Here is a 12,383-nt window from a genome sequence, read left to right as displayed (position 1 = left end):
TTATCAGATTAAAGATAGTATGATTCTAAAAATTTATTCTATACATTTATTTACAAATTTTTTTCTTTTTACCAAAAATACTTCTTGTTACCATATGAAGTTTACTTGTATAAATATTTCCAAGTTCAAAAGCTTGTATTATGTCCTTAGATTTTCTATAATCTTAGCATACTGTATATAATTAAAACACAGTTTATCAAATGAAAACTTCTCGTTATTTCCATATATTGAAAATTGTTTTTTAGGAGGAAAATTTTATGATGAATAACCGTTTCCAAGATAAAGTTGCTAAGAATTTAAGAGAAATACCTTTATCTGTATTAGACTTAGCACCAGTTGTTGAAGGAAGCACTCCTGCTGATGCGTTTAAAAATAGTCTTGATTTAGCACAGCATGCTGAAAAATGGGGATATCACCGTTACTGGTTTGCCGAACATCATAATATGCCAGCAGTTGCAAGCTCAGCTACCTCAGTTGTAATTGGACATATTGCAAGTGGAACATCAACGATACGAGTTGGTTCAGGAGGCATCATGTTACCAAATCATGCTCCATTAGTCATAGCAGAACAATTTGGTACATTAGAATCACTACATCCAGGTCGTGTTGATCTTGGATTAGGTCGTGCCCCGGGTAGTGATATGTCAACAACAAGAGCGTTACGTAGAGATTTACGCAGCCATGAAGACTTCCCTGCTCAATTAGAGGAATTACGTACTTACTTTAATCCGCCAGGTGGAATAGGCAGCTTAACAGTTCAAGCCGTTCCTGGTGAAGGGTTAAATATACCAATTTGGCTACTAGGATCAAGTGGCTTTAGTGCACAGTTAGCTGCTGAATTAGGCTTACCATTTGCATTTGCAGCTCATTTCGCACCTGACTATACAGTCCAAGCAATGCAGTTGTATCATAATAATTTTAAACCATCTGAAGTATTAGATGAACCATATGCAATGATTGGCTTAAATGTTGTCGTTGCTGACACAGATCAAGAAGCAAAAAGACTTTTCACAACACAGCAACAATCATTTTTAAACTTAGTTCGAGGTGGTAAACCAGCTCTTTTAAAACCACCAGTTGACGATATGGATGAAATTTGGAGTCCATTTGAAAAAGAGACACTTGAAAATCAAATGAAACTATCTGCTATTGGTACACTCAAAACCGTTACTGAAAAACTACAAGCTATATTAAATATAACAAAAGCTGATGAGATTATGGTAAATGGTTCTGTTTTCGATCATGCAGCACGTTTATATTCATATGAATTATTAAGTAAAGTATCAAAATAAATAAAAAAAAGGAGAGTATTAGATGCTCTCCTTTTTTGGTATAGAAGCTTTTATTCATTCTACTCCTTTATAGCTTCTTGATCGACTCTCTCTAAAAATTCATGTACAACTTTTAAATTATTCCCCTTTGGATTAGCTAGCTTTAACATTGCTCGTCCGATAAAATTCACTCCAGCATTCGTGCCTTCATAAATAAATTTTGTATGTGTATCATCGATTTTTTCTAATGTAAATGTCAGATTCGTTTCAAATGCATTTGCTAAAACAAAATGGATTTGCTTTTTTTTATATGATTCAGTATCTTCGTATGCTAAAGTTTCAACAATATAAGATTCAACACGTTTTCCTTCTCTATAACTCTGTTGATGCTTTGCACCTACTTCGTTTTCTTTTTTATCGATTAAATTATGCTCTTCAACCTTTGGCATTATTTTCTTAATATTTTTATCTAAAAATAGACTCCATACTTTTTCGATATTTGTATTAATAACAATATCTTCTTTCCATTTAATCATTATTTTTATTCTTCCTTCCTGAAGCAATAATTTTATCTATTCCGCTTAATTTTTAAGTCAATTTCTAATTTCTAATTTATCTTTTTGTTTAATTTTCTTTAAAACCTTTGGGAACACCACAATTTCAAATACTAGCTCTATTATACCGAAATATGTTTTCATAACATAAAAAAAGCCCTCTCATTTAATGAGAAGACTCTGATTTTAATTATTTTCCAACTGGAAATACGATTGCTACATTTCTAAAAATCATTAGATAAAGTCTTTAGAGGAGATTGACTTTAAAAAATCAGATGTTGACACCCCTAAACCTTTTTTGTACTCATCCTGACTTTTTCTAATCATAATCTCTATTTCAGGATTTGCTTCTATGTCTGGTTTAATAGATTTTTCTTCTTCTTGAAGAACAAGAGTGAATCGTCTTTTGCCTGGAACAGAAAACTGAACAACAGAATTCTCACGATTCATATTTGAAATATACCTCATAAGTTCTTCTGAGAATTGAGCTTTTTCCATCCAAATCACCACCGATAAAAGACTTATTATTATATCATAGCATATATCATACAAATAATTGGAATAAACCAATTAATTATATATTACGAGTTTCAATTATTCTTCCATATTTTTAAAATCAACTCCTATTTCGATCAGAATATTGACTTCATATCATAAAAAAAGCCCTCTCATTTACGAGAAGGCTTTAATTTTAAATTACCTTAAGCTTTTTCGATATTTATATTGGTTCCATTGAAAATGTATATAGCATCCAATACAAAATCCCATGATTGCGATAAACGATGCTAATGCGACCATAATTGAAAACACATAAAATAATACGTTCCAACCAACTAATGCTCCAATAAATGCTAGAGATAAACACGTTACTGCAATAGTTTGATTAAAATTTTGTTGACCTTTATCCTCTTGCAGATAGCTCGATGGTTTCTTTTTTAAAAAACGTTTAGCAAATTTTATGATTGGATGGAAATCAAAAAGTAATCCACTTAGTCCACTTATTAAAGGAATGAGTAGTAGCCAGTACTGACCAGTAATCCAAGTTAATATAACAGAAATAAAGATCGTCCATTGATTTGTACGAACTAAAGGTAATGGAATTGTATTTAGTTTTGAATCAGACATACATAAAACCAACCTTTCGTATCGGAATAATTAAGTATAATCATAATATGATTTCAAAAACAATACAATCCATAAAATCTGAAAAAAGTAAAATAATTATAAAACAAAAGGCTCCGTCAAATTTAAATGGTGATTTTTGAATTAAAAAAAGGTTGTCTAATTTGACAACCTTTAGGAATACTTATTCAACTAAAGCATTGCGTTAATTGCTTAAACCTGTTCTTTTTCAAATTTGTATGCCTTAAGCTGATCAAACCCGTCGATTATATATTTTCAAGAATATCTCTAAAATATTGTCGTAAAGTTTCCTTTAAATTAGTAGGCTCTATGATTTTTACTGTTTGTCCTAATCTAGCAAGATAATTAATGATAAAGCCAAGTTCATTTGGCTCATATGTACCAATAATATATGCATTTTCCAACTCATAGATTAATTCCATGGATGGATAATGTTCCTGTTGAAATAGTTCTATTCCTGCTTGATTAATTAACCATTTAAATCGTATTGCATTTTCTGACGGCTTCCAAAGTGAATGCGAATTTTGCTTAGTAATTTCTTTTAATTCCTCCAAAGGTTGAATGGTTGTTACTTCAGCCGAAGAGATCCGATCACAGCGAAAAACACGGTAAGCCATTTTATCCATATCATATGCTTGACAATACCAATATCCCTTCATCACGTATATAACAATCGGGTGAATAGTACGAAAGCTGTTTTGATATGTTATTTTTAGTACAATATTTTGAACAGCTGCCATTAATAATATTTCTAAATATATGCTTTCTTTGATTTGTACAGTATGTTGAAAGGATACGCGATTTTGCATCCGCTCTATATCTTGTTTTTGATATTCCGACAGTACATTTATGAATTTTTCATGAATTGTACGATAAGATACTTGAAAAGGTAAATTTGAAAAGCTTCGAAGTGACTGCATTGCAAAGTAAAGCGCAAGGAGTTCTTGATTATTAAAATAAATAGGTGGAAGCTTCATTTGATTAAGTAAACGATATCCCCCATAACGACCATATTCTGCGTAAATTGGAGCTCCAATTTCTTCTAATGAAGCTACATCTCTAAGTGCTGTCCTTTTTGAAATCTGAAATTCCTGCATTAAATCTTGAAGTGTAAAATGCTGTTTTTGATTGATGAACCGAAGTATTTGATTTATTCGTTCTGTTTTTTTCATAAAACACCTCTTAATGGTGCCTAGATTTGTCACCTTTAGGCACTACACTAGTAAGTGTAATCAATATTGATGTAGGAAACAATACAGTCCCATTTTTATATTGGATTATTAACTTGAACAAAGATTTAAACAAACATATTACACTAAAATCTAAAGGAGTTGTTTAATTTGACAGTACAACTGAATTCATTTTTGATGATGGATGGAAATGCAAAGGAAGCGATTGATTTTTACAAGGAATCACTCGATGCAAAACTTTTATTTTGCCAATCATTTGGGGATGCACCAGAAGATCCTAATTCCCCTCTCCCAGAAAATTTGAAAGATTTAGTAGCACACGCAATATTAAAAATCGGCGAGACCAATATCATGATTGCTGATCTGTTTCCAGGTTTACAATATCGAAACGGGAACAATGTTAATATCTGTATTACTACCAATGAAATAGAGAAAACAAATAAGTTGTACGAATTGTTGAAACAAGATGGTCAAGTGGTGATGCCATTGAAACAAGTTCATTTTAGTCCTGCCTACGCTATTGTAACCGACAAATTCGGTATTACCTTTCAAATTTTCACAGCACGATCAGAAGAGGCAGTAAAAAGAGGACATCAAAAAGACAATTGACCGTTTTAATTTATTGCACAATAGGCATCTATTTAATACCTAATTTTAAATTAAGCTTTTTTTATAGGTAATAAAATAGAGACAATTGACCTTATCACCTAATGCAAGTGTAGTGTTTCATTATACCATTTAGTGTTTAAATATTTAGCTCTGTTAAACTAAAATGTTGAATTTTGCGTACTAGAAAAGTCTGTTTTGTGATATTATCCCTTAAGATATTTCGTCCAAGTGAAATGTGAATACCAGAGTCCCATTGATCTATGAAAACAAAAGAACCTTCCATGATAGAAGGTTCTTTATCTATTCCCCAGTTTCAGCAAATTGTTTAATACGAAGTCCAATTTGATCACGAACTCTTTGGAATAAACCCCATTCTTGACCAGCTGGGTCATCAAATCCCCAATGAACACGTTTCACATGTGGTGGTGTTACTGGACATACATCATTCGCATGACCACATAAAGTCACTACTAAATCTGCATTGTTCAAGATGTTATTATCGATTACATCTGATGTTTGATTTCCAATATCGATGCCAACTTCATCCATTACTTTAATTGCATTTGGATTCACACCGTGTGCTTCAATCCCAGCTGATAAGACATTCCATTCATTTCCTAAATATTGTTTCCCCCATGCTTCTGCCATTTGGCTGCGACAGGAGTTTCCAGTACATAAGAAGTAAATTGTTTTTTTATTTTCTGCCATGTTTATTCCACCTTTGTTTAAAATTATATTGATGTTTTTTTTGCAAAATATTTTCTTCTCATCCACAACGCTGCGTTAACCAACGCAATCATTACGGGTACTTCAACCAATGGACCAATTACTGCTGCAAATGCTACTCCTGAATTAATTCCAAACACTCCAACTGCAACTGCAATTGCTAATTCAAAATTATTACTTCCAGCTGTGAAAGCTAAAGTTGTTGAAACTCCATAACTTGCTCCCGATTTCTTCCCTAAGAAGAAAGAAACAAAGAACATAATGATGAAATAGATTAATAAAGGAATTGCAATACGAACAACATCTAAAGGAAGCTCTACAATTACTTCTCCCTTCAATGAGAACATCACAACAATAGTAAACAATAATGCAATTAACGTAATTGGACTGATTTTAGGAATAAATTCTTTTTCATACCAATCTCTACTTTTGGCTCTTACAAGAATTAACCTTGTAAATAGTCCTGCTAAAAATGGAATTCCTAAATAGATGAAAACTGATTTTGCTACTTCTGGCATTGTAATATCGATTGACATACCTTCTAAACCAAAAACTTTTGGTAATACTGTTACAAAGAAATATGCGTAAACAGAGAAGAAGATCATTTGGAAAATGGAGTTAAAGGCTACTAATCCAGCCGCATACTCACGATCACCATCAGCTAAATCATTCCATACGATCACCATCGCAATACATCGTGCTAAACCAATCATGATTAAACCAACCATATACTCTGGATAATCTCTTAAAAAGATAATTGCTAATAAAAACATTAATACTGGTCCAATTAACCAGTTTTGAATTAGTGATAGAAATAATACTTTTACATCCTTAAATACTCTTCCGATCTCTTCATAACGAACTTTAGCCAGTGGCGGATACATCATTAAAATCAATCCGATAGCTAAAGGTATTGAAGTCGTTCCAACATGTAACTTGTTTAGGCTATCTACAAATCCAGGTATTGAAATACCAAGAATTATCCCAATTGCCATTGCTATGAATATCCAAAGGGTTAAATATCTGTCTAAAAATGATAATCGTTTCATTCTCTTCTCCTTTTACACACTAACAACAAGAATTAAATTTAGATTCTGTGGAAGTTTTACAACAAGACGTATTTTCTATTTTTTGAACTTCACTATCTGCTTTTGTATAGAAGAATTCCCATTCATTTCCGTCTGGATCTGTTACCCAAAACTTATCTTGTACCGCATAGCAACAAGTTGTATCCATTTCTTCACGGGCAAAGAAGCCTTCTTTTTCTAGTCTTTCCTTATGAGCTAAGATTTCTTCGGAAGTTTCAACTTGGAAACCAAAGTGGTTTACTTGATTACCCTCAACTTGATTACGAACATTTAACGTGAAATTAAGACCCGGATTTTCTAACAGAAACTTTGCATATCCTTCCTTCACTTTAACAGGTGCTAAACCAAATACCTTTTGATAAAAAACAATAGATGCCTCTAAATTTGTTACGTTAACCCCTACATGAACATATTTCATACAGAATTCCTCCCTTAATTTATAAATCAAAAATAAATTGATTTAATGATTAAAAAAAATTAACAACAATTACTGTTACTTTTACCGTTATCTGATTTTCGGAAAATACAACAAAGCTCTTCGGATAGCAAGCTGTTTACTTCAGTGTCGTTCAAATCGTAATAGCTCCATGTACCTTTTGTCTCTTTATTAATGAGCCCTGCGTCTAGTAAGATTTTCAAATGATAAGAGAGCTTTGATTGTGTCATATCAAATGTTTCAGTTAAATCACATACACATGTACTTCCTCTTTGGCAAAGCTCATACATGATTTCTAGACGCTTTTGATCAGCTAACGCTTTAAATTTCTGCTCATATTTCTGGAACTGTTGTGTCATCTCAGTCATGTGCTTTCTCCTTCATCAAATTTTCTTGATGAATTAATTATATGTTAGTTTACCAAATAAATGCAACATATTGAAACTAAACTCCCATTTTAGTTATATAAATAAATCAACAATCCACTTCACAAAGCCAAACAAAAAAACGATCAAAAAGACCGTTTCAGTTTCAATTAATAGGTGCTCCATATTTAACAGGATATAAGCTTCCTTTATAAGCGAAAGATATGTTTCCTGTTTCTTCTGATACTACAAGAGCAAGTGCATCGCTTTGTTCGGAAATTCCAACTGCTGCTCGGTGCCTTGTTCCAAGTTTTTTATTATCGTATGTAATTTTCGAAAGTGGAAGTACATTACCAGCTGAAATGATCATGTTATTTTCAACCAGTACCGCTCCGTCATGTAACGGGCTTCCCGGATAAAAAATTGATTCTAGCAATGCTGGAGATAGTTTTGCACCGACGTGGATCCCGGAACTCATCAATTCTTCAAGTGAGTCGTCTCTTTTTACAACAATTAATCCGCCATGTTTGCGTTTGGATAAGTGTTGAACTGTGATTGTCAATTCATCAAAGATATCAGTATACGGTGAAAGATATGAATTTAAATAAAATGAGGCTGCATCCATTTGTAAATTATTAAAGACGCGATGAATATTTTCAAATTCAGTTAAAATGCCGCATCCTTTATTTTCAATTCTACCAATCATGCCTTCGATTTTTAAATTAAGTTGAGTTAGTGTATTTGTTATATTTTTTCTTACAGTGGGATTTAATTGAGACTCGAATTCATCCATTTCAATTTTTCATCTCGCTTTCGAACCGAATTACCTCCACTTTAAGTTTCCCAAAGTTGGCTATGTTATACCAATCATTACCATACTTGGTTTTTTCAATAACAATTGATGGTACGTAACGAACTTGAGTTGGTTATCTTGCTGCCCATGCTTCAACTTCTATTTTAATGTCTGAATTTGCTAAAGCTGATACATAAGCATAAGTTGTTGCAGGTGGGTTACCAGAATGAAATTGGCTCCAACAGTTTTGTACCTATCAAAGTACAGCACCAACAGATTGGGGAAAATACAAAAATTTAAGGCGTATAAATTTTGGAATAGTTTAACTATTAGTTATTTATACATGATATTATGAAAATGAAAGGTGGTGATATTATGGTATGGTTTATTGTAATTGTAATTGTAATAATTGGTATAATACTTAAAATGAATAGCACTTCTATACATAACGAAGACAAACATTCTCCTGAAGAAATCGTAGAAATTGCAGAATTCGAACTTAAATTCAGGTCAGAATTTGCAAAAAATAAAATGTTACTAAAGAGTGGTAGGATAACAGATAGACAATCAATGGAATGGTCAAAAAACTTATTGGAAGAACACAATGAAATTCAAAGAAGATACAATATAACAGAAGAAGAAATGTCTGAATACTATGAACTTGTATATTCTAAATCAAGCGTGCGTTTATCATAATTAAAATTATTTTTAATCCTTAGTAAAACTAGGGATTTTTTTGTAGTCCCTAAGTTCCGGACAAACTTGGCCAGATAAAACAACTAGTTCTGCATGTCTTGGGACAATTGTGACATGACTATATTGGCCAACAGGTGCAGCAACAGACTCGGGATTTACTTTTTTAATTTTCATTATTATTTCCTCCTTTTTTCTTTCAAAAAACCTCAAATGTCTTAAACATTTGAGGTAATCATTTTATATGTATACATTTCATCTTAATAATTCTATTACTCTAGCTAATCCTGTAGGTGTTATGGAAATATTAAATAATGAAGCAATTTCTTTTTGATCGATATCACTCTTAATCCAAGTTAAACCGTTTATAAATCCTTGCATTTCCAATTCTATTAATGCAGGTTCGACATCATCAATTTCTACTCCTACTTCATTATGAAGCCCTTTTTCAAAGTCAGGCTCTTTTTCTTGAAGTTCTTTAAAAATAGCCAATAGCATTAATCCTGCATCTGAAATCTTACTACCCAGAAAGAACACCACCTTTTTAGACTATTTATTCGACAAAAGGTGGTAATTTCCTTTTTTTGCTAATTTTTCTACTTATTTAATAACTTATTTGTTTTTTCAACGAGCTTTTGTAGGTCCATCGGCTTTACTTGATTATTATCTAGTTTATATTTTTGTTTAAGTAAAATGATCCGTTTCACACTCTCGTTTATACGTTCTTCTGAAATTATTTTGTTTTTCACGGCTGCTTCGATTTCTTTATAAACAGCTTTTACTTTGTTAGGATCATGAGCAACCATAATGATATCACTTCCAGCTAAAATGGAAGTAACCGCTGCTTTTTCTAAATTATAATTTTTTCCAATTGCATCCATCGTCATATCATCCGTCATAACTACTCCATCATATTTTAAATCATCCCTTAACATTGAAGTAATGACCATTTTAGACATTGAAGCAGGGTATTTCGGATCAATTTTTGGTAATAAAATATGTGCAACCATAACAGCATCTGCGTTTTGGTTAATAGCGTCCTTAAACGGTATTAATTCCAATGATTTTAAATCAGTATACGATTTGTTTACAACTGGTAATTCTAAATGCGAATCAACCGAAGTATCACCATGGCCCGGAAAATGCTTTATAACCGGGATGATTTTCTCTGATTGAATCCCTTTCATTGTTTGAATTCCTAAATTACTTACAGTTTTTGGAATATTACTAAATGAACGATCACCAATGACCGGATTTTTAGGATTACTATTTACATCTAAAACAGGTGCAAAATCCATATTTAACCCAAAAGCTTGTAGCTGTTCTCCTAGTATTTGACCTATTTCAAATGAAAATTGCCCATTATTTTTCTTACCAATTATTTCGTTTGACGGTACTTGACCAAGATTTCCTGGTAAACGAGAAACTCTTCCACCTTCTTGATCAACTCCGAATAAAATCGGTAAATGATTATTTCGATTAGCAGTCTTTATTGAATTTACAAGTTTAACCGTTTGACTGTTATTCGTTAGATTTTCATTGTAAAAAATAAATCCACCAATATGATATTGTTCAACTAGTTCCTTTAAACTACTTGAGTAATTCGGTCCGTAAAAACCTGAAATAATCATTTGACCTATTTTTTCTTGAAGTGTCATCTCATTTAAAAGCTGATCTAGATTAGTGCCAGTACTAGGATTAAGCTGCTCAATCATTGATACTGACGTATGATGCAACTTTGGATTATTATTTTCACTAGTTGGTCTTGGTAAAATAAACTTCAGTTCAATATGATTTGGCAGTTCATAAACTATAATAATTTGATCAACTTGTTGATCCTTATAATATTTAATTTTACTTGGCTTTTTTAATTGTTTCATAATATCGTCATAGTGAATTTTTTTTAAATTAGAATCATACGATCTAACTTCGTAAATTCGATTTTGATGATCATATCCTACTGCAAATCCTTGTTTTTGATAAGTTAAGTACGTACCATTAGCCACCTGATCTTTTTGGGTAGATTCCCCAAACTGCTCCGTTAAATCTTTTAAAGAAGTCTTCCCTACTTCTATATTTCTTTGGTTTGGAATTTCTCCTTCTTTAGCGCTTGAAAGGATATTATTTAAAATTTCCTCCGTTGAAAGTTGACTAGAATGATTTGTCTCTGTTTCCGTTTGATGATTTGTATTTTTATTTGGATTCGATTTTGATGAATCTTGGAAAACTTTATCTTTCACCGCAAAGTAAACACTTGTACAAACAATTAACAATAGTATTAATAAAATAATAGCTTTTTTGATAATATTCTCCTCCTAAAATATTATTTTTCCCCCTCTTTACTTACTTATATTTCCATTAGTTAAGTGGGCACCTTCTAACGAATAGGTGCATACGATGAGAAAGATTAACGAGGAGGGACTAATTAGCATGACCAGTAAAAAATCCCATGAAATGATTCAACCTATAAACTACAGAAATCAAAATATGAATCCAAATCAGAATAATCCTTACTATGATTATCACCAATATTGGTATAACGAATATCAATCATATCCTATTCATCAACAGCATCATTCAATTGACCAATCTGACATTTTTTATCGTCAGCATGCTCAAGCTACTTTCGTTTTAGTTCATGGCTCATGGGTTGATCCATTCTTTTGGCACGGAATAGCACGAGAACTACAAAAAATGGGACATATTGTTCACACACCACAGTTGCCTGGGCATGGTACAGATAAAGATAAAAATGTAAATCATGAGATGATTACAAAACAAGTTGTACATTATATAACGTCTAATAAGCTTAATAATATTATTTTAATAGGTCACAGCTTTGGTGGTACTGTCATTCAAAAAGTCGCTGAACAGCTTCACGACCGAATTAAACGGTTAGTTTTTTGGAATGCTTTTGTTTTAAATGACGGCGAAAGCCTGGCAGATCAATTTCCACCTCAAGCACAGAAATTCCTTTTAGATTTAGCAAAACAATCGTCTGATAATACAATCAAACTACCATTTCAATACTTCCGAGATGTCTTTGTCAACTTGGCTGATATACAAACGGCACGGCAAATTTATAATGCGACAACACCTGAACCGGCAACGCCCCTTGTCGAAAAGCTAGATTTAAAAACGTTTTACCAATTATCTACTCCAAGAAGCTTTATTAATTTACAAGAAGATACAGTAGTACCTGCAGGCGAAAATTCGGGTTGGTATCCTCATATGGCTAGTAGATTAGGAGTTTATCGTTTTATACAAGGAAGTGGTGATCATATGTCAACTGCAAAAATGTACCCAAGAAGAATGGCACAATTAATTGTAAATGCCTCACGAGACTAAAAATGGACTTTGCTAGTTTATGATTGTATCACTTAATTTATTTACCTTTAAGTGAAGTGAATTTTTTTAACTTCATTTAAAGGTAATTTAAATTAGATTTAATCCTATTAATATATATTTAATATTTTTGTAACATGTAATATACTAATAGTATGAAAAATTTTAAT

General features: G+C 32.1%; 16 protein-coding genes. 4 read left to right on the top strand and 12 right to left on the bottom strand.

Annotation, left to right across the window (positions count from 1 at the left end):
- Positions 1-257: 257 nt before the first annotated feature.
- Positions 258-1,292 carry an LLM class flavin-dependent oxidoreductase gene (locus CN514_RS11930; protein WP_435817645.1) on the top strand — a complete coding sequence of 345 codons (1,035 nt, stop codon included), beginning with the start codon at positions 258-260 and terminating at the stop codon, positions 1,290-1,292.
- A 59-nt stretch (positions 1,293-1,351) separates the two neighbouring features.
- Here CN514_RS11930 and CN514_RS11925 read toward each other — a convergent pair whose 3' ends face one another.
- From CN514_RS11925 to CN514_RS11910, 4 genes are all read right to left on the bottom strand, one after another.
- Positions 1,352-1,807 (bottom strand): SRPBCC family protein, encoded by a 456-nt coding sequence (locus CN514_RS11925; RefSeq protein WP_098232768.1) that lies wholly within the window; start codon positions 1,805-1,807, stop codon positions 1,352-1,354.
- A gap of 252 nt (positions 1,808-2,059) precedes the next feature.
- Positions 2,060-2,323, bottom strand: a complete 264-nt coding sequence (locus CN514_RS11920) for a hypothetical protein (RefSeq protein ID WP_098232767.1) — start codon at positions 2,321-2,323, stop codon at positions 2,060-2,062.
- Positions 2,324-2,521: 198 nt separating this feature from the next.
- Positions 2,522-2,950 (bottom strand): DUF4395 domain-containing protein, encoded by a 429-nt coding sequence (locus tag CN514_RS11915; RefSeq protein WP_098232766.1) that lies wholly within the window; start codon positions 2,948-2,950, stop codon positions 2,522-2,524.
- 263 nt (positions 2,951-3,213) lie between these two features.
- Entirely contained in the window at positions 3,214-4,140 is a 927-nt protein-coding gene (locus CN514_RS11910) for a helix-turn-helix transcriptional regulator (protein WP_098232765.1), read from the bottom strand.
- A gap of 168 nt (positions 4,141-4,308) precedes the next feature.
- Between CN514_RS11910 and CN514_RS11905 the strand changes: the two genes are divergently transcribed.
- Complete coding sequence (locus tag CN514_RS11905; RefSeq protein ID WP_098232764.1) at positions 4,309-4,767, top strand: VOC family protein; 459 nt, start codon at positions 4,309-4,311, stop codon at positions 4,765-4,767.
- 300 nt (positions 4,768-5,067) lie between these two features.
- Here CN514_RS11905 and arsC read toward each other — a convergent pair whose 3' ends face one another.
- The 5 genes from arsC to cdaS all read right to left on the bottom strand — a co-directional run bounded on the left by arsC (position 5,068) and on the right by cdaS (position 8,175).
- Entirely contained in the window at positions 5,068-5,475 is a 408-nt protein-coding gene (gene arsC, locus CN514_RS11900; protein WP_098232763.1) for an arsenate reductase (thioredoxin), read from the bottom strand.
- Positions 5,476-5,498: 23 nt separating this feature from the next.
- The gene (gene arsB / locus CN514_RS11895; protein ID WP_098232762.1) at positions 5,499-6,542 is read right to left on the bottom strand and encodes an ACR3 family arsenite efflux transporter; all 1,044 of its coding nucleotides are present in this window, start codon (positions 6,540-6,542) and stop codon (positions 5,499-5,501) included.
- Between the two features lie 19 nt (positions 6,543-6,561).
- Positions 6,562-6,999, bottom strand: a complete 438-nt coding sequence (locus CN514_RS11890) for an ArsI/CadI family heavy metal resistance metalloenzyme (protein WP_098232761.1) — start codon at positions 6,997-6,999, stop codon at positions 6,562-6,564.
- A 59-nt stretch (positions 7,000-7,058) separates the two neighbouring features.
- Positions 7,059-7,376 (bottom strand): ArsR/SmtB family transcription factor, encoded by a 318-nt coding sequence (locus CN514_RS11885; protein ID WP_098232770.1) that lies wholly within the window; start codon positions 7,374-7,376, stop codon positions 7,059-7,061.
- Positions 7,377-7,548: 172 nt separating this feature from the next.
- Complete coding sequence (gene cdaS, locus CN514_RS11880; protein WP_098232760.1) at positions 7,549-8,175, bottom strand: sporulation-specific diadenylate cyclase CdaS; 627 nt, start codon at positions 8,173-8,175, stop codon at positions 7,549-7,551.
- A 375-nt stretch (positions 8,176-8,550) separates the two neighbouring features.
- Between cdaS and CN514_RS11870 the strand changes: the two genes are divergently transcribed.
- Positions 8,551-8,871, top strand: a complete 321-nt coding sequence (locus CN514_RS11870; protein ID WP_098232759.1) for a hypothetical protein — start codon at positions 8,551-8,553, stop codon at positions 8,869-8,871.
- A gap of 12 nt (positions 8,872-8,883) precedes the next feature.
- Here the strand turns inward: CN514_RS11870 and CN514_RS25690 are convergent, their stop codons facing one another.
- The 3 genes from CN514_RS25690 to nagZ form a co-directional block, all read right to left on the bottom strand.
- Positions 8,884-9,045 (bottom strand): hypothetical protein, encoded by a 162-nt coding sequence (locus CN514_RS25690; protein WP_176525884.1) that lies wholly within the window; start codon positions 9,043-9,045, stop codon positions 8,884-8,886.
- 78 nt (positions 9,046-9,123) lie between these two features.
- Positions 9,124-9,360 (bottom strand): hypothetical protein, encoded by a 237-nt coding sequence (locus CN514_RS11865; RefSeq protein WP_049813506.1) that lies wholly within the window; start codon positions 9,358-9,360, stop codon positions 9,124-9,126.
- A 104-nt stretch (positions 9,361-9,464) separates the two neighbouring features.
- Complete coding sequence (nagZ, locus tag CN514_RS11860; RefSeq protein WP_176525883.1) at positions 9,465-11,108, bottom strand: beta-N-acetylhexosaminidase; 1,644 nt, start codon at positions 11,106-11,108, stop codon at positions 9,465-9,467.
- 190 nt (positions 11,109-11,298) lie between these two features.
- Here nagZ and CN514_RS11855 point away from each other — a divergent pair, with 190 nt between their 5' ends.
- Positions 11,299-12,216 (top strand): alpha/beta hydrolase, encoded by a 918-nt coding sequence (locus CN514_RS11855; protein ID WP_286141648.1) that lies wholly within the window; start codon positions 11,299-11,301, stop codon positions 12,214-12,216.
- Positions 12,217-12,383 lie beyond the last annotated feature (167 nt).

The sequence above is a fragment of the Bacillus sp. AFS001701 genome, from assembly GCF_002559405.1.
GTDB lineage: Bacteria > Bacillota > Bacilli > Bacillales > Bacillaceae_G > Gottfriedia.
The sequence above is the reverse complement of the archived record's forward strand: the minus strand, read 5'-3'. Positions and strand labels throughout refer to the sequence as shown.

Excerpts from the sequence above, each read along its gene's own strand:
- CN514_RS11930 (WP_435817645.1), top strand. The coding sequence starts at position 258 with ATGATGAATAACCGTTTCCAAGATAAAGTTGCTAAGAATTTAAGAGAA.
- CN514_RS11925 (WP_098232768.1), bottom strand. The coding sequence starts at position 1,807 with ATGATTAAATGGAAAGAAGATATTGTTATTAATACAAATATCGAAAAA.
- CN514_RS11920 (WP_098232767.1), bottom strand. The coding sequence starts at position 2,323 with ATGGAAAAAGCTCAATTCTCAGAAGAACTTATGAGGTATATTTCAAAT.
- CN514_RS11915 (WP_098232766.1), bottom strand. The coding sequence starts at position 2,950 with ATGTCTGATTCAAAACTAAATACAATTCCATTACCTTTAGTTCGTACA.
- CN514_RS11910 (WP_098232765.1), bottom strand. The coding sequence starts at position 4,140 with ATGAAAAAAACAGAACGAATAAATCAAATACTTCGGTTCATCAATCAA.
- arsC (WP_098232763.1), bottom strand. The coding sequence starts at position 5,475 with ATGGCAGAAAATAAAAAAACAATTTACTTCTTATGTACTGGAAACTCC.
- arsB (WP_098232762.1), bottom strand. The coding sequence starts at position 6,542 with ATGAAACGATTATCATTTTTAGACAGATATTTAACCCTTTGGATATTC.
- CN514_RS11890 (WP_098232761.1), bottom strand. The coding sequence starts at position 6,999 with ATGAAATATGTTCATGTAGGGGTTAACGTAACAAATTTAGAGGCATCT.
- CN514_RS11885 (WP_098232770.1), bottom strand. The coding sequence starts at position 7,376 with ATGACACAACAGTTCCAGAAATATGAGCAGAAATTTAAAGCGTTAGCT.
- cdaS (WP_098232760.1), bottom strand. The coding sequence starts at position 8,175 with ATGGATGAATTCGAGTCTCAATTAAATCCCACTGTAAGAAAAAATATA.
- CN514_RS11870 (WP_098232759.1), top strand. The coding sequence starts at position 8,551 with ATGGTATGGTTTATTGTAATTGTAATTGTAATAATTGGTATAATACTT.
- CN514_RS25690 (WP_176525884.1), bottom strand. The coding sequence starts at position 9,045 with ATGAAAATTAAAAAAGTAAATCCCGAGTCTGTTGCTGCACCTGTTGGC.
- CN514_RS11855 (WP_286141648.1), top strand. The coding sequence starts at position 11,299 with ATGACCAGTAAAAAATCCCATGAAATGATTCAACCTATAAACTACAGA.